Raw genomic sequence first — 19,802 nt, forward strand, 5'->3', positions numbered from 1 at the left:
GGTCATTCCTTCCGGCTGGCCAGCGCGTTGACGGCGGCGACGGTGATGGCCGAGCCGCCCAGCCGCCCGCGCACCACCAGCGCCGGCGCGGGCAGGTCGTCCATCAGCGCCGCCTTGGATTCCGCCGCGCCGACGAAGCCCACCGGGCAGCCGATGATCGCCGCCGGACACGGGCAGGCCGGATCGCGGAGCATGTTGAGCAAGTGGAACAGCGCCGTCGGCGCATTGCCGATGGCGACCACGCTGCCGGCAAGGTCGTCGCGCCACAGCTCCAGCGCCGCGGCGCTGCGGGTATTGCCCATCTGCGCCGCGAGGTCCGGCACGCGCGGGTCGTTCAGCGTGCAGATGACCCGGTTCGCGGCGGGCAGGCGGGCGCGGGTGATGCCCTCGCTGACCATGCGCGCATCGCAGAGGATCGGCGCGCCGCCTTCCAGCGCCTGACGCGCCGCCGCGGCCATGCCGGCCGAGAAGACCACGTCGCGTTCCAGCCCCACCAGCCCGGCGGCATGAATCATGCGCACCACCACCGGCTCTTCCTCGGCGGAGAAGCGGGCGAGGTCGGCCTCGGCGCGGATGGTGGCGAATGACTGCGCGTAGATCCGGGCGCCGTCGGTTTCGTATCGGTGCAGCATCGGGGTTTCCTGGGGCGGCTATCGGAGAAGGGGCGGGATGCGGTCCGGCGCGAGCCCGGCCAGCGCGGCGGCATCGCGGGGCCGGCCGTTCCGGATCAGGTCGAAACGGTCGGGGCCGGTGGCGACCAGCGTCACCGAGGCGGCGCCCTGACAGGCGCAGCCCTTGGCGCAGCCGCTGACATGCAGGCTCTGGCCGGGGGCAAGGCGCGGCGCCAGGCTGCGGGCCAGGGCGCGGACATTGGCCAGCGCCTGCGGGCAGCCGGGCGCGCCGGTGCAGGCATGGATGCGCAGCAGCGGGTCGCCGGGGTCGAGGATGGCGCCGCCGATATGCGGGCGGCTGGCGCCCTCGATCAGCAGCGCCCGCCACGGCGTCAGGCGCAGCGGGCCGAGGGCGGCGGCCTCGGCCAGTTGCCGGGCGGTGATCTGGCCGAAGGCGAAGCCCAGCAGCCAGCCGTTCGGCGCCGGGCCGGGACCGGCCGGATCGGCGCCGGCGGTTCCGGTGGCGCTGTCGCATGGGTATTTGCACAACAGAGAAGGCGGGAGCGGCGTCGCGCCGGGGGCCGGGTCGGGGGCGTGGCGCAGGTGGTCGCGCATCCGGCCGCGGCCGTCCCGGACGCCGCCCTGCGTGAACCAGCGCGCCAGTTCGACGGCGCGGGCGGCGGCCTGGGCGGCGTTCCGGGCCGGCAGCGCCCAGTCGCCGCCATCGGGCAGGACCAGCCAGCCCGGACCCTGCGGGCGCAGGCGGATATCCGCGGGCGTCCCAGCCAGCACCGGCGGGTCGGCATCGACGGCGAAGCCGAACTTGCCGGGCACCGGCGGCGCGTCGGGCGCGGTCATCGCCCGGGCGATGGTCTCGGCCGCCTGCCAGGCTGCGCCGCCCAGGGGGGCGAAGGGCGACAGGATCACGTTGCGCCGCGCCTCGGCCTCGGGGCTGTCGTCGAGCAGGCCGAGGCGGGCGAGCGCGGCGGTCGCCTTGCCATGTCCCCGGGCGTCGAGGCCGCGCAATTGCAGGTTGGCGCGGCTGGTCAGGTCCATCATGCCGTTGCCGTGGCTCCAGGACAGGTCGGCGATGGCCTGCGCCTGCCAGGGTTCCAGCCGTCCGTTTCGGGCGCGGATGCGCAGGACCAGCCCGTCGCCGGACGCCATCGGCCGCAATGCGCCGGGGCACCAGCCCTTGACCTTGAAGCTCATGGCGCCGCCCCTGCCAGAACCGAATTGCGCCGCGTGGTCCAGAGGCCCGAATCGAGCAGCCGCGCGAAGAGCGCGCGCATGGCGGCCAGCGCGGCCGGGTTTTCCCGCTGCATGAAGGCCAGGACATCGGGCCGGCCCAGCGTCGCGTCGTGATAGAGGTCGAAGAGGTGCCCGGGCACCACCCCGGCCAGATTGGCGAAGGCGGCCATGTGGTCGAGCGTCGCCGCGATCTCGGCCGCGCCGCGGAAGCCGTGCCGCATCATGCCGTCGGCCCAGGCCGGATTGGCGGCGCGGGCGCGGGTGACGCGGGCGATTTCCTCGGTCAGGCTGCGGGCGCGGGGCTGGCCGGGGCGGGTGGCGTCGAGGTGGTAGAGTGCGGGCGCCGGTGCGCCGATCCGGGCCATGGCGGCGGCGAAGCCCGCCTCGTGCGCGGCATAGTCGCCGGCCAGAAGCAGGTCGGATTCCGGCAGGTCCTGCGCGTGGACGAAGGCGTCGGCCCGGGCCAAGCGGTCGCGGATCGCCTGCGGCTGGTGGGTGATCCGGCCATCGGCGGCGATGGCATGGGAGGAGGCGGCCAGCCACGCCTCGCCCGCCGCCTGCCGGGCCTCATCGGTGAAGCTTTCGGCCAGGTCGGCGAGGCCGAGGCCGTAGAGCCCCGGTTTCGGGCCGAAGACGCGGGACGCGCGGGTCCGGTAGGGATTGTCCGCCGGGGTTTCGTCGCGGGTGGAGAGCGCCTCGGCCCCGGTCTCGAAAAGCTGCGCGAGGCCGGGGAAGATGTCGCGGAACAGGCCCGAGACCCGCAGCGTCACGTCGATCCGCGGCCGGCCGAGCTCGGCCAGGGGCAGGATCTCGACGCCCGAGACGCGGCCCGAGACGGCGTCCCAGCGCGGGCTGAGCCCGGCCAGATGCAGGGCCATGGCGAATTCCTCGCCCGCCGTGCGCATGGTGGCGCTGCCCCACAGGTCCACGACCAGCCCCTTGGGCCAGTCGCCGTGATCCTGCAGGTGCCGGCGCAGCAGCTCCTCGGCCAGCTTCACCCCTTGGGCATGGGCATTGCGCGAGGGGACGGCGCGCGGATCGACGGCATAAAGGTTGCGCCCGGTCGGCAGCACGTCCAGCCGCCCCCGCGCCGGCGAGCCGGAGGGGCCGGGCGCCACGCGATGGCCCGAGAGCGCCCGGGCCAGCCCCTCGGTTTCGCCGGCAGCGGTGCCATAGACATGCAGCCCGTCGCCGAAACGGCTGTCCTTGAGATCGCAGAGGAAGCGGTCGATCAGCGGGATCGCCTCGGCCGGGGCGGCATCGGGGGGCAGGCCCAGGTCGGCTTCCACCCCCGCCGCGCGGGCCTCGTCGCGGATGGCCGCGATCAGCCGGTCGCGGCGGCGCGGGTCCAGCCCGTCGGCTGTGGAATATTCGTCCAGCAGCCGCTCCAGATGCGTCAGGTTCTCGGGGATGGCGGAGTCGACCAGCGGCGGCGGCAGGTGGCCCAGCGTCACGGCCGAAAGCCGGCGCTTGGCCTGCGCGGCCTCGCCGGGGTCGTTGACGATGAAGGGGTAGATCACCGGCAGGTCGCCCAGCAGCGCCTCGGGCCAGCAGGTGTCCGACAGCGCCACGGATTTCCCCGGCAGCCATTCCAGCGTGCCATGCGCGCCCATGTGGATCAGGGCGTCCGCCTGCGTCCGCAGCCAGAGGTAGAAGGCGACGTAGTCGTGGCGCGGCGTGCGCGTCAGGTCGTGGTAATCGTCGGCGCGGGTCTTCACCTCGCCGCGCTCGGGCTGCAGGGCGATCAGGTCGGCGCCGTGGCGGAGGGCGGCGAAACGGAAGCCCTCGGCCGGCGGTTCGCCCCATGCCGCCTGCAGGTCGTCCTGCAGGCGTCGCGGCAGGCGGGCCAGCGCCTGCCGGTAATCCGAAAGCGGCCAGTGGATGCGTTCGGTGGTAAGCCGGTGGCCGAGGGCGTCATGCGCAAGCCCGAGGATCGCGCCGCAGGATGCCAGCGCGTCCAGTCCCACCGCATGGGCGAGCTGATGCGCCTTGCCGGGATAGGTGGACAGCACCACCGCCCGCCGCGGCGCCGGCAGGCCGAGCCAGGCCTTGATGCGCGCCACCGCAGCCTCGATGCGGCCCGTGTCCGGGGCGTGGATCACGCGGGCGAATTGCAGGTCGGGGTCGCGCTCTTGCGGTTCCTTGAAGCTGATCGCGCCCAGGAAGATGCGGCCATCGACCTCGGGCAGCACGACATGCATGGCCAGATCGGCGGCGGAAAGGCCGCGCTCCTCGGCCGCCCAGAGCGCGCGGGGGGCGGTGGACAGCGCCACCTGAAAGACCGGGCAATCCGCGCCGTCGAAGGGCGTCGCGCCCGCATCGTCGCGGGCGGAAAAGGCGGTCAGGTTCACCACCGCCGCAAGCCCGGGCAGATGCGGCGCCAGCCAGCCGGCGAAGCCCGGCGCCTTGAGCGAGGGCGCGAAGACCCCGGTCGCGGCAAGGCCGGCCCCGCGCAGGGCGCGGATCATCGCATCCACCGGCGCCATGTCGGCTGCTGTCAGGTAGCTGCGATAGAAGCTGACCAGCAGGCCGGGCCCGGGGCGGTCGATCACGCCGCGGTCGGGGTCGTAGAAGCCGAAATCCGGGATCGCGGCCTCGCCACGGACCGGGGCGGCGGGCAGTCCTGCCGCCTGCGCCAGCTCCGCCAGCGCCATCTGCGCCGCGACCGCGCCGCCCTGGTCGCACAGCGCCGAAAGCCGGCGCAGCAGCGGTGCCGGCAGGGTGGAAAACCGGTCCAGCGTCGGATCGGGCCGGCCGTCCGCCGGCAGGAAGGCCAGCGCGATGCCGTGCCTGCGCGCCAGATCCTGCAGGCTGGCCACGCCATAGGGCCAATAGGGCTCGCCGCCGATCAGCCGGACCAGCACGGCGCGGGCGCCGGACAGCGTCGCCTCGACATATTGATCGACCGAGACCGGGTGCCGCAGCGCCGAGAGGTTGCAGAGCCGCAGCGTGGGCAGGCCGCCGGCTGCCCGGTGCCAGCCCGCCGCGAAAGCGCCGAGGTCGCTGTCGGAATAGGACAGCACCACCAGCTCTGCGGGGCTTTGGCCGGGGTCGGTCGGGACCTCGGTTTCCTCAAGCCCACGGCTTTCGCGGAAGACGACGTGCATCGTCAGGCCGCCAGGATCGCCCGGATCGCGGCCTCGTCGATATCGTCATGCTCGGCGATGACGACAAGGCGCGAGGCGCGGGGGCCGTCGCCCCAGGGCCGGTCGTATTGGTGGCGCACCCGCTCGCCCACCGCCTGGACCAGCAGGCGCATGGGCTTGCCGGCGACGGCGACATGGCCCTTGACGCGCAGGATGTTCTGGTCGCGGGCCAGCCGCTCGATGCGGGCGGCAAGCTCGGCGGGGTCGGCGATCTCGGCCAGCTCGATCACCATCGAGTCGAAATCGTCATGTTCATGGTCCTCGGCGCCGTCGTGATGGCTGGGGCGGGCGGCAAGGTCGTCCTCGGCCGCCGCACCCAGCCCAAGGATCACCCGCGGGTCGATCACCCCATCGGTCAGCGGCAGGATCGGCAGCTTGCGCGGCGCCTCGGCCTCGATCACCGCGCGGGCGGCGGCCAGCCCGTCCTCGCCGGCCAGGTCGGCCTTGGAGAGCAGGACGATGTCGGCGCAGGCGATCTGGTCCTCGAACACCTCGGACAGGGGCGTTTCGTGGTCGAGGCTGTCGTCGGCGGCGCGCTGCGCCTCGACGGCGGCCTCGTCCGGGGCGAAGCGGCCGGCGGCCACGGCCTCGGCATCGGCCAGCGCGATCACCCCGTCCACGGTGATGCGCGAGCGGATCGCCGGCCAGTCGAAGGCTTTCAGCAAGGGCTTGGGCAGGGCAAGGCCCGAGGTCTCGATCAGGATGTGGTCGGGCTTGACGGGCATCGCCATCAGCCGCTCCAGCGTCGGGATGAAATCGTCGGCCACGGTGCAGCAGATGCAGCCGTTCGACAGTTCCATGATGTTCTCGGCCGGGCAGTTCTCGTCCGCGCAGGATTTCAGGATCTCGCCGTCGACGCCCATGGTGCCGAATTCATTGACCAGCACCGCCAGCCGCTTGCCCTGCGGGTTCAGCATCAGGTGGCGGATCAGCGTGGTCTTGCCGGCGCCGAGAAAGCCGGTGATGACGGTCACGGGGGTCTTGGTCAGGTCGGTCATGGGCTACCCAATCGGAGGAATGCGCGCGAGGCTGCGCTTGCGGAAAATCGTGACGCGCTCGCGCCAGGGCACGATGCCGTCGGGGGCGCCGGCATAGGCGGCGGCGCCGGCCAGGATCTCGGGCGCGTCCTCGGCCGACATGCGGCCATAGACATAGGTCCAGCGGCCGGGCGCCGACAGCGCGATGGCCGCGCCGCTGGCGCAGGCCGACAGGCATTCGACCGGGACGATGCGCACGCCGTCGGGGGCCCCTTCGGCGGTCAGCGCGTCATGCAGCCGCGCGCCGGGCACCGGCTCGCCCTCAAGCACCGGCTGGCCGGCGCGGCAGGTGATGCAGACATGCAGCGTGACTGTCATGCGCCCTTCATCCGTTGTGGCGGCAGGGCGCAGGGGCGCGAATGCCCCAAGCCCCAGCGGGAACACCCCGTCCGCCGGTCAATCCTTCTGCGCTGGCAGGTCTCCCGGCTTGCGGATTCGGGCCTTGGCCCACGGCCGCCCCACCTTCCCGGCTTTCGCCAGTGGCTTCGGGGCGACCTCTCCGGTCACGGTCGCGGGGGCGGCTGCTTCCAGGCGGTTGCCTGTCGCATTCCCTCTTCGCCTGTCATAGGACAGGAACCAGCGCCCCCTGTCTGTGCGCGCCCGGTCCCGACTTGTCAAGCGAAGGAGTGCCCGATGCAGACCGACGACAACGCCCGCCATACCGAGAAGATGGCGAAGATCAAGGCCGCCCGCGACAGGATGATGGCCGGGAAGCAGGGCGAGAAGGGGCTGGTCATCGTCCATACCGGCAAGGGCAAGGGCAAGTCCTCCTCGGGCTTCGGGATGATCCTGCGCTGCATCGCCCATGGCATGCCCTGCGCGGTGGTGCAGTTCATCAAGGGCGCCTGGGACACCGGCGAGCGGCGGCTGCTGACCGCGCATTTCGCCGATCTGTGCCAGTTCCACGCCATGGGCGAGGGCTTCACCTGGGAAACGCAGGATCGCGAGCGCGACATCGCCGCCGCCCGCGCCGGCTGGGAAAAGGCCAAGCAGCTGATCCGCGAACCCTCGATCCGCATGGTGCTGCTGGACGAGATCAACATCGCCCTGCGCTATGACTATCTGGATCTGGACGAGGTGCTGGCCTTCCTGCGCGACGAAAAGCCGCCGATGACCCATGTCGTGCTGACCGGGCGCAATGCCAGGCCGGAACTTATCGCGCTGGCCGATCTTGTGACCGAGATGGAGCAGGTCAAGCACCCGTTCCGCGACGGGATCAAGGCCCAGCCGGGCGTGGAGTTCTAGGAGCATGGAGAAATCGCAGGACAAGCCGAAGCTGCTTTCGGGCGGCAACCCGCAAATCCCCAAGGGCTATGGCGAGGCGCCGCTCCGCGCCTATATCGCCGCCATGCCGGGCTGGAAGCAGGAGATCGGCCAGAAGCTGGACGAGATCATCACCCGCACCGTGCCGGGGGTGAAGAAGGCGGTGAAATGGAACTCGCCCCTTTACGGGGTCGAGGAGGGGCACTGGTTCCTCAGTTTCCATTGCATGACGAAATACATCAAGATCGGCTTCTTTCGCGGCACGCAGCTTGAGCCGATGCCGCCGGTCGCCTCGAAACATCCGGAGGTGCGCTACCTGCACATCCCCGAGGGGCCTTTCGACGAGGACCAGTTTGCCGACTGGGTGCGGCAGGCCAGCCGCCTGCCCGGCGAGAAGATGTAGGGCTCAGCGCCGCTGCCAGTCCCGCGCGGTGTTTTCCTGCCAGCCCGCGCGGTGCAGCAGCGGCGTGTCGTCGGTGAATTCGGGCCAGCCGAGGCAGAGGAGTGCCGAGAACTCCCAGTGGTCGGGGGCTTGCAGCAGTGCCGTGATCCGCGCCGGATCGAGGATCGAGACCATGCCGAGGCCCAGGTTGCGCACCCGCGCCGCCAGCCACAGCGCATGGATCGCCATGGCCGTCGATTGCCGCAGGGTTTGCGGCATGGTGGCGCGGCCGAGGCCATGGCCCTCGGCCGGGTCGATCCGGGTGAAGACGGCCAGCCAGACGGGCGCGCGGTCCAGGCCGGCCAGCTTCAGCGCATCGTATTCCTGCCGCTGCCGGCCCTGATAGCGGTTGGCGGCCTCGGCATTGCAGCGCAGGAAATCGGCGCGGATCTCGGCGCGCAGCGCCGGGCTTTCGACCCGGATCACCCGCCAGGGCCGGGCATTGCCGACCGAGGGCGCCAGTTCCATCGCCGCGCGCAACTCGTCCAGCAGTGGCTCGGGGATGGGGTCGTCGCGGAAATGCCGCACGTCGCGGCGCCAGCGCAGGATGCGCTCCAGTGCGGCGCTGTCCTCGGGGCCGAACTCCATCAGGACGCCGCGCAGATGGCGCTGTCGGGCAGGCCCGCGGCCCCGGCGCGGATGGCGATCGGCCGGTCGGGCACCGTCAGCTCGACGGCGAGCGGCTGGCCGGCAACCGTCAGCGGCCGGTGGTCGTTCGCGTTCAGCTCGACCCGCAGCCGGTCGCCGGGCGCGAGCGCGTCGAGGTGATGGGCCGGGCCGTAGAGCCGGGCGATCTTGCGGCCGTTCAGGTAAAGATGCGCGTGCCCCTCGCCGGGCCGGTCGGCCAGCCCGGCATGTTCGGGGGCGAAGCAGAAGCCGGGACTTTGCAGGAACAGGTTCCAGCCCGCGACGCTGTCGGGCTCCAGCCGGGCCGAGGCGGTGGCGCTGCCAGCAGGCAGGTCGATGGGCGCGCCGTGGTCATGCGCCGCGGCCTGCGCGCCATGGCCATGCGCGCCGTGGTCGTGACCGTCCAGCGTGATGCCGTTGGCGGCGGCGATGACGAAGCCCATGCCGCCGCCGAAGATCAGGCCGATCAGCAGCATCGGGATCGAGCGATCCATGTCTGTCCCCCCGGTTCATGGAAAGGGCCGGGCACGGCTGCGCGCCCGGCCGGAAGGGCTGCGGCCCGGATCAGGCGGCTTGCGGAAGGGGCGCGCGCTGCCCCTCGCGCTGCCAGAACCAGCCGGCCAGCAGGCCGAGCACCGCCCAGGCCAGGGCGCCGGCCCCCAGCGCGCGGCCGGCGAATTCGGCCGAAAGCTCGGGCGGGACCGGGCCGGCATAGCTGTCGGGCTGCGGCGCGCCGATCAGATGCGGCGCCAGGATCAGCACGATTGCCACGCCCCAGGCCGGCCAGCCCCTGCCGAAGGCGATCAGCCACAGAGCAAGCCCGGTGGCCAGTGCCGTGCCCAGCCACCAGATGGCGCGGATCTGCACATCGGCGGCGGCGACGCCCGGCACCTCGGGGGCAAGGCCGAAGGCGGGGGCGAGCTGCATGGTCAGGTAGCCGGCAAGACCCCAAAGCAGCCCCCGCCGCGCCGTGACCGCATTGCCCTGCGATTCGGCAACCGCCATCAGCGCCACCAGCATCAGCCCGTAGCCGGCATAGACCAGCATGGTGAACAGCACCGAAAGCATGTTGCGGGTCCATTCGAAGGGGCCGAGATCCTGATGCGCGCTGACGGATTCGGCGCCGAAATGCGCCAGCTGCCCGGATTCGTAAAGCTCGGCATGCAGCAGCACCGGCTGCACGAACCAAAGCTGCAACAGGGCGGCAATCAGCCCCGTTGCAGCGCCAGCGATCAATCCGCTGGTCAGAATGCGCGAGAACATGTCAGTGGCAGGGGAAGCCGGTGGCGTGACGCACGTCATGTGCGGCGTCATGCAGGGTTTCGGCCTGCACCAGCCCGGACATGAAGATCAGCCCGAAGCCGATGGCGAAGGCGGCGATGGCGGGAAACAGCACCGAGGCGCGGCTGGCCCCCGCGGCGGTCATGGGTTTTGCGGTCATCTGCGACCCTTTCCTTATGTCGTCCAACCCGACGACGTTGCGGTTTTGCGCATCGGCAGGTCTCCTGGCTTGCGGGTCACGGCAGACGCCCGCCTTCCCGGCCGGTTGGCCAGTGGCATGATGGGCGTCCGCTCTCCGCTTACAGTCGCGGGGGCGGCTGCGGATTTGGCCCCGGATGCCCCGGGCCGCACCGCATTCCCTTTTGGCCCCGGAAAGGGGCACCGATACACGCATATGTTACCTGCGCCGCCGCCGCGGCGGCAAGCGGAATCGAGGACCGGGCGGCGGGCCGGCGGGCGGCGCTGTCGCATGGGTATTTGGAGAACGAAGAAGATGCCCGAGGGATCGCGCGGGGATCGAGGCAGGCGGGCTTGTCCGGATCACGGGGCCGGCGGCCAGTCCAGATCGACCCAGACCAGCCGGTGCGCGGAAGCGGCCAGGGCGGCCTCGGCCAGCGGGCCCTCGGCCGGCCAGAACACGCCCGCGTCCAGCACCGTGAGGCCCTTGGCCGGCAGGACGTAATCGACGCGCAGGTTGCCGGGCGGCTTGTCGTCGGGCCAGTCGCCGGTATCCAGCGCCGGATCGCCCTTGTGGCGGTCGTTCACGCCGCCCTTTGCTGCCGCCCCGCCGGCGCTACGGGGCCGGGGGTCGGTGACATGCGCCATGATCCGGGCCAGCGCCTCGGGCCGGCCCTCGCTGTCCATGGGGTCGAGATTGAGGTTGCCGGCCAGCACGAAAGGGCCGCCCGGCAGGTGGTGCAGCCAGAAGGCCAGCTCGTCATGGTTGCGCCGGCCGTTCAGGTCCTCGGGCCCATCGAAGACCGGCGGCGTCGCGGACATGGCGAGCAGGTGGAGCGGGTTGCCCCTCACCGTCACGACCGCGTCCCAATGCGCGGTCGAGGACAGCCGGCGGATCGCCGCCACCTTCTCGGGCAGCGGCGGCATCAGGTGGCCGGGCAGGTCGCGCCACAGGGCGCCGGTGTAATCCGTGACCGGCCCGATGGGATGGCGCGACAGGATCGCCATGCCGCCCTGGCCCGAGAATCTGCCATAGCCCTCCGCGTCGTCCGCCGTGCCCAGCCGCCCGTCGGCGTTCAGGTCCAGCCCGGTCGCCATGCCGGAATTCGGTCGCGCCGCGAAACGGTGCGGATAGTCCAGCCCGGCCCGGGCCAGCCTTGCGGCAAAGGCGTCCAGCGCCCGGCCGTCCAGATCCCAGTCGAAATCGGTCAGCAGCAGGATGTCGGGCCGGGTCTCGGCCAGCACGGCGACGACCGCGGCGACCTGCGCATCCTCGCGACCGAGGTCGCGCAACAAAAGCCCCGGCCCGTCGCGCGACAGGTCGGGGCTGTAGGTGGCGATCCGCAAGGGCTCGGCATGGGCGGCAAGGCCAAGGACGGCCAGCAGGACCGCCCCGGCAAGCGCCCTTACACCCAAGGCCGGCTCTGGGCCATCTGCGCCTCGAACGTGTCGATGGCGCTGGCCTTTTCCATGGTCAGGCCGATATCGTCCAGCCCGTTCAGCAGGCAATGGCGGCGGAACGGGTCCAGCTCGAAGGGAAAGCTCTGCCCGTCCGAGGTGGTCACGGTCAGGTTTTCCAGGTCCACGGTCATGCGGGCGTTGGCGCCCTTCTTCGCGTCCTCCATCAGCACCTCCACCACCTCGGGCGGCATGACGATGGGCAGGATGCCGTTCTTGAAGCAGTTGTTGTAGAAGATGTCGGCGAAGCTGGTGGAGATCACGCAGCGGATGCCGAAATCCAGCAGCGCCCAGGGCGCATGTTCGCGCGACGAGCCGCAGCCGAAATTGTCGCCGGCGACGATGATCTGCGCCTCGCGGTAAGCCGGCTGGTTCAGCACGAAATCCGGGATCTCGTTGCCTTCGGCGTCGTAGCGCATCTCGTCGAACAGGTTCTTGCCCAGACCCGAGCGGTGGATCGTCTTCAGGAACTGTTTGGGGATGATCATGTCGGTGTCGATATTGACCAGCGGCATGGGCGCCGCGATGCCGGTCAGGGTGGTGAACTTGTCCATGTCTTGATCCTCGCAGAATTGACTTGGGGCGCGCGCGCCCGTTAACCGAGACCCGAGCGGCGCCTGGCGCCATGGCTATACGGGTCTTGCTGATGTTTTTCGGGTTTTCGAGTTTCGCCGCCCTGCGCGCCTGCATCGCGCGCGACTGGACGCCGCAGATCGGCGATCCCGAGATCACCGGCTGGCTGACGGTGCTCTCGTATCTTGTCTGCCTGTTCCTGGCGGTGAAGGTGCTGCGCCGCCGGCCGGCCGGCGCGGCGCGCGGGCTGTGGCTGGCGATCGCCGGGCTGATGGCGTTCCTGGCGCTGAACAAGCAGCTTGACCTGCAGACGGCGCTGACCGCCACCGGACGCTGCATGGCCCGGGCGCAGGGCTGGTACGACAACCGCTACCTGGTGCAGCTGGCCTTCATCGCCGGGCTGGTGCTGGGCGTGGTGCTTGCGCTGATCTGGGCGACGAAGGCCGTGCGCGGGCACATGCGCCGCAACGGCCTTGCCCTGCTGGGGCTGGCCGTGCTGTGCGGTTTCGTGCTGGTGCGCGCGGTGGGTTTCCATCATGTCGATATGCTCATCAGCATGGATTTCGCGAACCTCAAGTTCAACTTCTGGTTCGAGAATGCCGGGCTGGTGCTGATCGCGATCAACGCCCTGCTGCTTCTGCGGCGGGGCCGCTAGGGGCCCCGCCCGAAGCATCAGACGGTTTCCACCAGAAGCTCGCGCACGTCGGTCAGGTGGCCCTTGATGCCCGCCGCCGCCGCCATGACCGGCGACATCAGATGCGTGCGGCCGCCGCGGCCCATGCGTCCCTCGAAATTGCGGTTCGAGGTCGCGGCGCAGCGTTCGCCCGGCGCCAGCTGGTCGGGGTTCATGCCCAGGCACATCGAGCAGCCGGCCAGACGCCATTCGAAGCCGGCGTCGATGAAGATCTTGTCCAGACCCTCTTCCTCGGCCTGCATGCGCACCAGGCCCGAGCCCGGCACGACCATGCCACGCACGCCCGGCGCCAGCCTGTGGCCCTTGAGGATGCCGGCGGCGGCGCGCAGATCCTCGATCCGGCCATTGGTGCAGGAACCGATGAAGACCGCGTCGATCTTGATCTGGTTCAGCGGGGTGCCCGGCTTCAGGCCCATGTAGTCGAGGCTGCGGCGCGCGGCCTCGACCTTGCCGCCCTCGAAATCCTCGGGGGCGGGGACCGTGCCGGTGATCGGCAGCACGTCCTCGGGCGAGGTGCCCCAGGTCACCACCGGGGCGATGTCCTCGCCGCGGATGGTGACGACCTTGTCCCAATGCGCGCCCTCGTCGCTGAAGAGGGTCTTCCACCAGCTGACCGCGGCCTCCCAGGCGGCGCCTTTCGGGGCATGGGGGCGGCCCTTGCAATAGTCGAAGGTCTTTTCGTCCGGGGCGATCAGGCCGGCGCGGGCGCCGCCCTCGATGGCCATGTTGCAGACGGTCATGCGGCCTTCCATCGACAGGTCGCGGATCGCCTCGCCGCAATATTCGATGACATAGCCGGTGCCGCCGGCGGTGCCGGTCCTGCCGATCACCGCCAGCGTGATGTCCTTGGCGGTGACGCCGGGACGCAGCTTGCCGGTGATTTCCACCTTCATGTTCTTGGATTTCTTCTGGATCAGCGTCTGGGTGGCCAGGACGTGTTCCACTTCCGAGGTGCCGATGCCATGCGCCAGCGCGCCGAAGGCGCCATGCGTCGCGGTATGGCTGTCGCCGCAGACCACCGTCATGCCGGGCAGGGTCCAGCCCTGTTCCGGCCCGACGATATGGACGATGCCCTGGCGGATGTCGTTCATCGGGTAATAGTTCAGCCCGAATTCGCGGGCGTTCTTGTCCAGTTCCGCGACCTGGATGCGGCCCTCGGGGTTCTCGATGCCGTCCACGCGGTCGGCGGTGGTGGGCACGTTGTGGTCCGGCACGGCGATGGTCTGGTCGGGGCGGCGCACCTTGCGCCCGGCCATGCGCAGGCCCTCGAAGGCCTGGGGCGAGGTCACCTCATGCACCAGGTGGCGGTCGATATAGAGGATGCAGGTGCCGTCGTCGGAACGCTCGACCACATGGGCGTCGAAGATCTTGTCGTAGAGGGTGCGGGGCGCGCCCGCGTTCGTGTTGCCGGTCATGGCTGTCTCTTTTCTGGAAGACTAGCTGGGAAAGGGCGGAGGGGCCGCAACCTGCGGCAGGGCGCGCAAAGGCGCCCGCCGTCGTCAAAGTCGGGCGGTGACGGACAGGCTTTCGCCGTAGAACCGGCCCGGCAGGCGGGCGCGGTCGTGAATGTCGAAATAGACGAATCCTCGCATGACAGCAGTAATAGGTCGATTTCACGTCATATTCAATATCGCCACACGGTCCTGTTAATTCCAAGTTGGGAAATGGTCCCTATTTTCTATGCAAGGAACAAGAAAGGGACCGATCATGCTGATTCGCATCATCCTGCGGACGATTCCCCTGCTCTGCGTGGCCGCCTTTGCGCTGGCGGTGGGCCTGGAACAGGACCGGCCGGGCCCGGCGCAGGGGGTGGCGGGGGCCGAAACCCGGCAGCTGGCCTGGGGTGCCGGGCAGGTGCGATGCGTCGATCCCTGGGGGAATCTGCCGCTTTCCGCCTGTTCCTCGGCCGAGCCAGCCAGAAATCCGCCGCCGCCACATTGAGCAGGCGCGATTCCGTGCTACATTACTAGGGCCCCGGCGCCGGGGGAGATCGGCGTGATGACCGGAGGATGAACCCCTGTCCAATACCGTCTCGCCGGCTTCTGCGCCGGCTGCGACCACCGCGGAGTCCGGGCTGACGAGCGATCAGCTACTGGGCCGCATTCTTGCCTCTCTTGACGACGACAAGGCCGAAGATGTCGTGACCATCGACCTGCGCGGCCGCTCGGCCATGGCCGATCACATGGTGATCGCCTCGGGCCGCAACGCGCGGCAGGTGGCCTCGATCGCCGAGAAGCTGGTCGAGCGCCTGAAAGAGCAGACCGGCCGCTCGGCCCGGATCGAGGGCAAGGAAACCGGCGATTGGGTGCTGATCGACACCGACGACGTGATCGTCCATGTCTTCCGTCCCGAAGTCCGCGAATTCTACCAACTGGAAAAGATGTGGATGCCGGCCGACGCGCTGCGCTCGGCCACGCTTGACCGGATGCGTGCCGAACACGCGGCCGAAGAGGCCCGCAAGACCCAGAACTGACCCATGCGCATGGTCATTGCCGCGGTCGGGCGGCTGCGGCAGGGCCCCGAGGCGAAGCTGATCGCCGATTACCTGGACCGTCAGGCCAAGGCGGGCCGCAGCCTGGGCCTGCCCCCCGTGACGCTGGCCGAGGTCGAGGACCGGCGCGGCGGCGGCATGGCGGCCGAGGCGGCGCTGCTGGCCAGGGCCGTCCCCGACGGCGCGGCCCTGGTGGTGCTGGACGAGCGCGGCCAGATGCTCAGCTCTCCGGAATTCGCGGCGCGAATCGCCGGCTGGCGCGACCAGGCCCGGGATGTGGCCTTCGTGATAGGCGGCGCGGATGGCATCGACCCCGGCCTGCGCGACCGGGCCGACCTGGCGATCAGCTTCGGCCGCATGGTCTGGCCGCATATGCTGGTCCGCGTCATGCTGGCCGAGCAGATCTATCGCGCCACCACCATCCTCGCCGGCAGCCCCTATCATCGCGAATGAGTGCAACGCCTTTGAACGATTAAGTTTTTAGGCAGAATGCCGGGAGGGCCCAGGTGAATTTCCCGGGCCTTTCTGCTAGGATGGGCCATCAAGGTCATCAGTTTCCGGGGTATGTCATGATCCCAATCGTCAATCAGATCCACAGCCGGGCCGGCCCCGCCACCCCCCAGGCGGCGCGGGAGGTCGAGGTCGTCGGTCCAACCATCGCCCGCGCCCAGCCCGAAGTGCCGGTGGTCGAGGAATCCGGTGCCGCCGCCGGCGACGTGCCGCTTGGGCGCGGAGGCATCGACCGCTCGCAGCAGACCGAAGCGGCCCCGCCCCGGCGGCAGGCCGTCAAGCCGGCCAGGGCGGCCGAGGATATGGACGGCCCCCAGGATCGCGCCGTGTTCCGTGCCAAGGTGATCAGGTTCCTGACCGCGATCTATGGCGATGACGAATCCTTTCGGCGGGCGCTGAAACTCGGCACCATCGTGATCCGCGCCGCCGAGGATCCGCCCGACCCCGAATTGCGGCCCGAGCTTTCCCTTGCGATCTATCGTCATGGCGCAGAGCAGGCGGATCCGCCTGCCGAGCCTCTGCCCGAGCGCAGCTCAGGCGGCCAGCCGCAAGCTGTCGGCGCGACCGATTTCATCGCCTGGTGGCCGAAATAGCGACGATTGCAATCGTCGCGTCCGGAATTGCGTTGCCCGGCACCGTCGCAGCCCGAATGGCAGCGGCGAGCGGGTGGCGGCTGTCATGGCTCGCCGACTGAAATCAGGCGGTGCACAGGGGGCACTGGGCTGGACCGGGTGACGGTCGATTGCCGGCGCAATTTCGAGATCACGGCTCGCCCGGGCGTCACAGGCGGTCGACAGGTTCGCCAGAGCAGGTTTGCGGCGAACGGGTTTGCGGCGTATCCCGCTCTGGGGCCCGGCCGGAGCAGAAGCCTTAACTGTCTGCTGAAAAAGTCCACGCGTCGGGACAGCCTGCGCCAGGAACCAGAAAACCCGCCACAGACTCGACCGGAAATTCCCGATGCTGAGGCGGATCTTCACCAGATCCGGAACGATTTCCGGCACCATAGCCTTTTCAGAGTTTTCCAGCGGCCTTTTAACGGTTTTACTGCGCCGGTGCGACGCGATGGTCGCAGGCTCGCCCGTTGCCGGCCTTGCGGTTCGCCGCAAGAGCGGGCCGGGCGGCGAGGCGCGGCGGCCGGGCTTCGGCTCGGCGCATCGCCGTCGGCGGGACATGGCCGGAGCGAGTCGTCCATCGGGCCCGAAAGCGAAGGCCCGCGAGGGGCTGCCGGCGCAAGGGGTGCCCCGTCAGGGGCAGGGCACCACCCAGTTGTCGATGATCTCGACCGCCTCGTCCGCGCTTTCGACGAAGCTGATCAGCTCCAGGTCCTCGGGGCTGATGGTGCCGGCCTCGGCCAGCGCCTGCCAGTTGATCACCTTGTGCCAGAACTCCGGCCCGAACAGGATGAAGGGCACCCGCTTCATGCGGCCGGTCTGGATCAGGGTCAGCGCCTCGAACATCTCGTCCATGGTGCCGAAGCCGCCGGGGAAGATCGTCACCGCCTTGGCCCGCATCAGGAAATGCATCTTGCGGATGGCGAAATAATGGAAGTTGAAACACAGGTCGGGCGTGACATAGGCGTTCGGCGTCTGCTCGTGCGGCAGCACGATGGACAGGCCGATCGAGGCGCCGCCCGCCTCATGCGCGCCCAGGTTGCCGGCCTCCATCACCCCCGGCCCGCCGCCGGTGCAGATCACGTTCTCGGCGCCATAGCTTTCCAGGCTGCGTTCCGTCATCAGCCGGGCAAAGCGCCGCGCCTCGTCATAGTAATGCGACAGGGCGGCCAGCTCCGGGGTGCGCGCGCCTTCCCGCCGCTCGGGCGCGGGGATGCGGGCGCCGCCGAACATCACCACGGTCGAGCGGATGCCGCGCGCGTCCATGATCATCTGCGGCTTCAGCAGTTCAAGCTGCAGCCGCACCGGGCGCAGTTCCTCGCGCAGCAGGAATTCGGTATCGGTAAAGGCCAGCCGATAGGCCGGCGCGCGGGTCTGGGCCGTGTCGGGGGTGATCTCGGCCACCGCCACGTCCTGATGGCTGTCGCGGAACGGGTGGCTGCGCTCTTCTAGTTCTGTCATCCAAACCTCTGGCGGGGACCGCCGCACATTGCGCGGCTGCACCCCTCGGCTTATAGCCCTTGGACAGGAGTTTCCACCGTTGAGAGGCCAGACCATGTCGAATGACGCACTTGAAGCCGCCATCGAATCCGCCTGGGAGATCCGCGACCAGATCACCCCCGCGACCAAGGGCGAGGTTCGCGACGCCGTCGAGGCCACGCTGGAGGCGCTGGACAAGGGCGCTCTGCGCGTCGCCGAAAAGCGCGGCAGCGACTGGCATGTGAACCAATGGGCGAAAAAGGCCGTGCTGCTGGGCTTTCGCCTGAAGGACATGGAAGTGCATATGGGCGGCCCGCAGGGCGGCACCTGGTGGGACAAGGTGGACAGCAAGTTTGCCCATTGGGGCCAGGCGCAATGGCAGGCCGCCGGCTTCCGCGCCGTGCCGAACTGCGTGGTGCGCCGCTCGGCCTATATCGCCAAGGGCGTGGTGCTGATGCCCAGCTTCGTGAACCTGGGCGCCTATGTCGACGAGGGCACCATGGTCGACACCTGGGCCACCGTCGGCTCCTGCGCGCAGATCGGCAAGAACGTGCATCTTTCGGGCGGCGTCGGCATCGGCGGCGTGCTGGAACCGATGCAGGCCGGTCCGACCATCATCGAGGACAATTGCTTCATCGGAGCGCGTTCGGAAGTGGTCGAGGGCTGCATCGTGCGCGAGGGCTCGGTCCTGGGCATGGGGGTCTTCATCGGCAAGTCCACCAAGATCGTCGACCGCGAGACCGGCGAGGTCATGTATGGCGAGGTGCCGGCCGGTTCGGTGGTGGTCGCCGGCTCGATGCCCTCGAAGAACGGCGTGAACCTTTACTGCGCGGTGATCGTGAAGCGCGTCGATGCGCAGACCCGCTCCAAGACCTCGATCAACGAGCTGCTGCGCGACTGACCTGTTGCAGCCCTGCACCGGACTCACCCCTGCGTGAGACCGGCGTGAAACCCAAGCGCCGCCGCTGCGTTCAACCCGCACAGGTATCCTGAAAGCGGAGTTTCACATGCAGGGTTTGGGTTGGCTGGCCGCGATCATCGTCGGCGGTCTTGCGGGCTGGATCGCCAGCAGCATCATGAAGGCGGATACGGGGATCATCCTCAACGTCATCCTGGGCATCGTCGGCGCCATCGTCGGCAATGCGCTTCTGGGTCTGGTCGGGCTGAACGCCCAGGCCGGCAGCTGGCTCGCGCAGGGGGTCGCCGGGCTCATCGGCGCGGTGGTGCTGATCTGGCTTTACCGGGCAGTGGCCGGATAGCGAAAACGGGGCGGGGTTTCCCGCCCCTTTTCCTGTCAGGCGGTGAAATCCGCCCGTTTCGCCCCGGTGATGCGGACCAGATCCTCCGGCGCGATGGCGAAGACGTGGCGCGGCGTCCCGGCCGCCGCCCAGACCGTCTCGAAATCCAGCAGTCGCGGGTCCAGCCAGGCCTGGACCTGCCGCAGATGCCCGACCGGCGCGACGCCGCCGATGGCGAAGCCGGTCTCGGCCCGGATCAGGTCCGCATCGGCCTTGCCGAGGCTTTGCCCCGCCAGCGCCGTCGCCTTGGCCGGATCGACGCGATTGCCGCCGGCGGTCAGGAACAGCACGACATGGCCGGTCGTCTCGCCGCGGAAGATGATCGACTTGGCGATCTGGTCGACCGCGCAGCCGACCGCGGCCGCCGCGCCCTCGGCGGTGCGGGCGCTGTCGTCGGTCTCGCGGATCTCGACGGCAAGCCCGGCCGCCTGCAGCGCCGATTGCACCCGCTTCAAGCTCTTGCTCATTGTCTCTCCCTCCGGTTTCGGGCGATATGACGCGAAAATGCAGCAAAGGAAAAGCCATGGCCCAGCAGGTCTACACGCTTCTGGTCGAGGTCGGCCGCGCCGCGGATGACGGACTGCCCGAAGGCGCCAGCGGCGCGGCTTTGGTCTGCTACGCCTCGGGCGTGACCGAGGAGGAGGCGGTGCGCGAGACCGTCGCCATCCTCAAGCAGGCCGGGCTGGCGCCCATCGAGGTCACCGGCCATGGCAGCATCGACGAGCGGCTGGCCGAGGGCCACGAGATCCCCGAGGAGGAGCGCGCCCTGATGGACCGCGCGCTGAACGAGAACGCGGTGATCGTCGCCCAGATGGAGCCGCTCTTTGCCGAGGAGGACGGCTGATCGGGGCCC

The 19,802-nt window shown here is 69.9% G+C and carries 24 protein-coding genes and 2 riboswitches; of the genes, 10 read left to right on the forward strand and 14 right to left on the reverse strand.

Annotation, left to right across the window (positions count from 1 at the left end; all coding sequences use genetic code 11):
• Nucleotides 1–2: 2 nt before the first annotated feature.
• Genes L632_RS0119465 through L632_RS0119485 form a run of 5 tightly spaced genes read right to left on the reverse strand, consistent with a single transcriptional unit; the run spans nt 3 to nt 6,363 of the window.
• Complete coding sequence (locus L632_RS0119465; protein WP_028717406.1) at nt 3–632, reverse strand: precorrin-8X methylmutase; 630 nt, start codon at nt 630–632, stop codon at nt 3–5.
• Between the two features lie 18 nt (nt 633–650).
• Nucleotides 651–1,823, reverse strand: coding sequence for a precorrin-3B synthase (locus tag L632_RS0119470; protein ID WP_028717407.1), 1,173 nt, complete (start codon nt 1,821–1,823; stop codon nt 651–653).
• Complete coding sequence (cobN, locus tag L632_RS0119475; RefSeq protein ID WP_028717408.1) at nt 1,820–4,969, reverse strand: cobaltochelatase subunit CobN; 3,150 nt, start codon at nt 4,967–4,969, stop codon at nt 1,820–1,822. Before cobN ends, L632_RS0119470 begins: the two co-directional genes overlap by 4 nt.
• Nucleotides 4,970–4,971: 2 nt before the next feature.
• A complete protein-coding gene (gene cobW / locus L632_RS0119480) occupies nt 4,972–6,006 on the reverse strand; it encodes a cobalamin biosynthesis protein CobW (protein ID WP_028713201.1) in 1,035 nt (344 codons plus the stop codon).
• Between the two features lie 3 nt (nt 6,007–6,009).
• The gene (locus L632_RS0119485) at nt 6,010–6,363 is read right to left on the reverse strand and encodes a DUF1636 domain-containing protein (RefSeq protein WP_028713200.1); all 354 of its coding nucleotides are present in this window, start codon (nt 6,361–6,363) and stop codon (nt 6,010–6,012) included.
• A gap of 76 nt (nt 6,364–6,439) precedes the next feature.
• Nucleotides 6,440–6,641: riboswitch (cobalamin riboswitch) on the reverse strand.
• Nucleotides 6,642–6,678: 37 nt separating this feature from the next.
• Here L632_RS0119485 and cobO point away from each other — a divergent pair.
• Together cobO and L632_RS0119495 are read left to right on the forward strand one after the other, a co-directional pair.
• Entirely contained in the window at nt 6,679–7,290 is a 612-nt protein-coding gene (gene cobO / locus L632_RS0119490) for a cob(I)yrinic acid a,c-diamide adenosyltransferase (RefSeq protein ID WP_028713199.1), read from the forward strand.
• Between the two features lie 4 nt (nt 7,291–7,294).
• Nucleotides 7,295–7,711 carry a DUF1801 domain-containing protein gene (locus L632_RS0119495; RefSeq protein ID WP_028713198.1) on the forward strand — a complete coding sequence of 139 codons (417 nt, stop codon included), beginning with the start codon at nt 7,295–7,297 and terminating at the stop codon, nt 7,709–7,711.
• A gap of 3 nt (nt 7,712–7,714) precedes the next feature.
• Here the strand turns inward: L632_RS0119495 and bluB are convergent, their stop codons facing one another.
• The 6 genes from bluB to leuD all read right to left on the reverse strand — a co-directional run bounded on the left by bluB (nt 7,715) and on the right by leuD (nt 11,847).
• Complete coding sequence (bluB, locus tag L632_RS0119500) at nt 7,715–8,338, reverse strand: 5,6-dimethylbenzimidazole synthase (protein WP_028713197.1); 624 nt, start codon at nt 8,336–8,338, stop codon at nt 7,715–7,717.
• Nucleotides 8,338–8,871, reverse strand: coding sequence for a hypothetical protein (locus L632_RS0119505; RefSeq protein ID WP_028713196.1), 534 nt, complete (start codon nt 8,869–8,871; stop codon nt 8,338–8,340). Before L632_RS0119505 ends, bluB begins: the two co-directional genes overlap by 1 nt.
• Nucleotides 8,872–8,941: 70 nt before the next feature.
• Nucleotides 8,942–9,640, reverse strand: coding sequence for a CbtA family protein (locus L632_RS0119510; protein WP_028713195.1), 699 nt, complete (start codon nt 9,638–9,640; stop codon nt 8,942–8,944).
• Between the two features lies 1 nt (nt 9,641).
• On the reverse strand, nt 9,642–9,818 hold the full coding sequence (locus L632_RS0119515; RefSeq protein WP_024843046.1) for a CbtB domain-containing protein: 177 nt from the start codon (nt 9,816–9,818) through the stop codon (nt 9,642–9,644).
• Nucleotides 9,819–9,854: 36 nt separating this feature from the next.
• Nucleotides 9,855–10,059: riboswitch (cobalamin riboswitch) on the reverse strand.
• 139 nt (nt 10,060–10,198) lie between these two features.
• Nucleotides 10,199–11,251: an endonuclease/exonuclease/phosphatase family protein gene (locus L632_RS0119520; protein ID WP_028717409.1), complete on the reverse strand. Its 1,053-nt coding sequence runs from the start codon at nt 11,249–11,251 to the stop codon at nt 10,199–10,201.
• Nucleotides 11,242–11,847 carry a 3-isopropylmalate dehydratase small subunit gene (gene leuD, locus L632_RS0119525; RefSeq protein WP_028713193.1) on the reverse strand — a complete coding sequence of 202 codons (606 nt, stop codon included), beginning with the start codon at nt 11,845–11,847 and terminating at the stop codon, nt 11,242–11,244. Before leuD ends, L632_RS0119520 begins: the two co-directional genes overlap by 10 nt.
• Nucleotides 11,848–11,939: 92 nt before the next feature.
• Between leuD and L632_RS0119530 the strand changes: the two genes are divergently transcribed.
• Entirely contained in the window at nt 11,940–12,521 is a 582-nt protein-coding gene (locus L632_RS0119530; RefSeq protein ID WP_028717410.1) for a hypothetical protein, read from the forward strand.
• Nucleotides 12,522–12,538: 17 nt separating this feature from the next.
• Here L632_RS0119530 and leuC read toward each other — a convergent pair whose 3' ends face one another.
• Complete coding sequence (gene leuC, locus L632_RS0119535; RefSeq protein WP_028713191.1) at nt 12,539–13,975, reverse strand: 3-isopropylmalate dehydratase large subunit; 1,437 nt, start codon at nt 13,973–13,975, stop codon at nt 12,539–12,541.
• Between the two features lie 292 nt (nt 13,976–14,267).
• On the opposite strand from leuC, the gene L632_RS0119545 reads away from it, so the two are divergent.
• The 4 genes from L632_RS0119545 (at nt 14,268) to L632_RS0119560 (ending at nt 16,154) form a co-directional block, all read left to right on the forward strand.
• Nucleotides 14,268–14,501: a hypothetical protein gene (locus L632_RS0119545; RefSeq protein WP_028713190.1), complete on the forward strand. Its 234-nt coding sequence runs from the start codon at nt 14,268–14,270 to the stop codon at nt 14,499–14,501.
• A 76-nt stretch (nt 14,502–14,577) separates the two neighbouring features.
• The gene (gene rsfS, locus L632_RS23210; protein ID WP_084637832.1) at nt 14,578–15,033 is read left to right on the forward strand and encodes a ribosome silencing factor; all 456 of its coding nucleotides are present in this window, start codon (nt 14,578–14,580) and stop codon (nt 15,031–15,033) included.
• Nucleotides 15,034–15,036: 3 nt separating this feature from the next.
• On the forward strand, nt 15,037–15,504 hold the full coding sequence (gene rlmH / locus L632_RS0119555) for a 23S rRNA (pseudouridine(1915)-N(3))-methyltransferase RlmH (protein WP_028713188.1): 468 nt from the start codon (nt 15,037–15,039) through the stop codon (nt 15,502–15,504).
• A gap of 116 nt (nt 15,505–15,620) precedes the next feature.
• On the forward strand, nt 15,621–16,154 hold the full coding sequence (locus L632_RS0119560; RefSeq protein WP_028713187.1) for a hypothetical protein: 534 nt from the start codon (nt 15,621–15,623) through the stop codon (nt 16,152–16,154).
• A gap of 651 nt (nt 16,155–16,805) precedes the next feature.
• Here L632_RS0119560 and L632_RS0119565 read toward each other — a convergent pair.
• Complete coding sequence (locus L632_RS0119565) at nt 16,806–17,633, reverse strand: LOG family protein (RefSeq protein ID WP_028713186.1); 828 nt, start codon at nt 17,631–17,633, stop codon at nt 16,806–16,808.
• 94 nt (nt 17,634–17,727) lie between these two features.
• Here L632_RS0119565 and dapD point away from each other — a divergent pair, with 94 nt between their 5' ends.
• Entirely contained in the window at nt 17,728–18,552 is an 825-nt protein-coding gene (dapD, locus tag L632_RS0119570; protein ID WP_028713185.1) for a 2,3,4,5-tetrahydropyridine-2,6-dicarboxylate N-succinyltransferase, read from the forward strand.
• Nucleotides 18,553–18,658: 106 nt separating this feature from the next.
• On the forward strand, nt 18,659–18,910 hold the full coding sequence (locus L632_RS0119575; RefSeq protein ID WP_028713184.1) for a GlsB/YeaQ/YmgE family stress response membrane protein: 252 nt from the start codon (nt 18,659–18,661) through the stop codon (nt 18,908–18,910).
• 35 nt (nt 18,911–18,945) lie between these two features.
• On the opposite strand, the gene L632_RS0119580 is transcribed toward L632_RS0119575, so the two are convergent.
• Nucleotides 18,946–19,416 carry a YbaK/EbsC family protein gene (locus L632_RS0119580; protein ID WP_028713183.1) on the reverse strand — a complete coding sequence of 157 codons (471 nt, stop codon included), beginning with the start codon at nt 19,414–19,416 and terminating at the stop codon, nt 18,946–18,948.
• A 56-nt stretch (nt 19,417–19,472) separates the two neighbouring features.
• Between L632_RS0119580 and L632_RS0119585 the strand changes: the two genes are divergently transcribed.
• Nucleotides 19,473–19,793: a hypothetical protein gene (locus L632_RS0119585; protein WP_028713182.1), complete on the forward strand. Its 321-nt coding sequence runs from the start codon at nt 19,473–19,475 to the stop codon at nt 19,791–19,793.
• The last annotated feature ends 9 nt before the right edge of the window (nt 19,794–19,802 follow it).

Source organism: Paracoccus sp. J39, assembly GCF_000518925.1.
Taxonomy (GTDB): Bacteria; Pseudomonadota; Alphaproteobacteria; order Rhodobacterales; family Rhodobacteraceae; genus Paracoccus.

Coding starts and splice junctions, on each gene's coding strand:
- leuD (WP_028713193.1), bottom strand. CDS start 11,847: ATGGACAAGTTCACCACCCTGACCGGCATCGCGGCGCCCATGCCGCTG.
- L632_RS0119565 (WP_028713186.1), bottom strand. CDS start 17,633: ATGACAGAACTAGAAGAGCGCAGCCACCCGTTCCGCGACAGCCATCAG.
- bluB (WP_028713197.1), bottom strand. CDS start 8,338: ATGGAGTTCGGCCCCGAGGACAGCGCCGCACTGGAGCGCATCCTGCGC.
- L632_RS0119585 (WP_028713182.1), top strand. CDS start 19,473: ATGGCCCAGCAGGTCTACACGCTTCTGGTCGAGGTCGGCCGCGCCGCG.
- L632_RS0119575 (WP_028713184.1), top strand. CDS start 18,659: ATGCAGGGTTTGGGTTGGCTGGCCGCGATCATCGTCGGCGGTCTTGCG.
- L632_RS0119470 (WP_028717407.1), bottom strand. CDS start 1,823: ATGAGCTTCAAGGTCAAGGGCTGGTGCCCCGGCGCATTGCGGCCGATG.
- L632_RS0119530 (WP_028717410.1), top strand. CDS start 11,940: ATGTTTTTCGGGTTTTCGAGTTTCGCCGCCCTGCGCGCCTGCATCGCG.
- dapD (WP_028713185.1), top strand. CDS start 17,728: ATGTCGAATGACGCACTTGAAGCCGCCATCGAATCCGCCTGGGAGATC.
- cobW (WP_028713201.1), bottom strand. CDS start 6,006: ATGACCGACCTGACCAAGACCCCCGTGACCGTCATCACCGGCTTTCTC.
- L632_RS0119515 (WP_024843046.1), bottom strand. CDS start 9,818: ATGACCGCAAAACCCATGACCGCCGCGGGGGCCAGCCGCGCCTCGGTG.
- L632_RS0119560 (WP_028713187.1), top strand. CDS start 15,621: ATGATCCCAATCGTCAATCAGATCCACAGCCGGGCCGGCCCCGCCACC.
- L632_RS0119580 (WP_028713183.1), bottom strand. CDS start 19,416: ATGAGCAAGAGCTTGAAGCGGGTGCAATCGGCGCTGCAGGCGGCCGGG.
- L632_RS0119510 (WP_028713195.1), bottom strand. CDS start 9,640: ATGTTCTCGCGCATTCTGACCAGCGGATTGATCGCTGGCGCTGCAACG.
- rlmH (WP_028713188.1), top strand. CDS start 15,037: ATGCGCATGGTCATTGCCGCGGTCGGGCGGCTGCGGCAGGGCCCCGAG.
- cobO (WP_028713199.1), top strand. CDS start 6,679: ATGCAGACCGACGACAACGCCCGCCATACCGAGAAGATGGCGAAGATC.
- cobN (WP_028717408.1), bottom strand. CDS start 4,969: ATGCACGTCGTCTTCCGCGAAAGCCGTGGGCTTGAGGAAACCGAGGTC.
- L632_RS0119495 (WP_028713198.1), top strand. CDS start 7,295: ATGGAGAAATCGCAGGACAAGCCGAAGCTGCTTTCGGGCGGCAACCCG.
- leuC (WP_028713191.1), bottom strand. CDS start 13,975: ATGACCGGCAACACGAACGCGGGCGCGCCCCGCACCCTCTACGACAAG.
- L632_RS0119485 (WP_028713200.1), bottom strand. CDS start 6,363: ATGACAGTCACGCTGCATGTCTGCATCACCTGCCGCGCCGGCCAGCCG.
- L632_RS0119545 (WP_028713190.1), top strand. CDS start 14,268: ATGCTGATTCGCATCATCCTGCGGACGATTCCCCTGCTCTGCGTGGCC.
- L632_RS0119505 (WP_028713196.1), bottom strand. CDS start 8,871: ATGGATCGCTCGATCCCGATGCTGCTGATCGGCCTGATCTTCGGCGGC.
- L632_RS0119465 (WP_028717406.1), bottom strand. CDS start 632: ATGCTGCACCGATACGAAACCGACGGCGCCCGGATCTACGCGCAGTCA.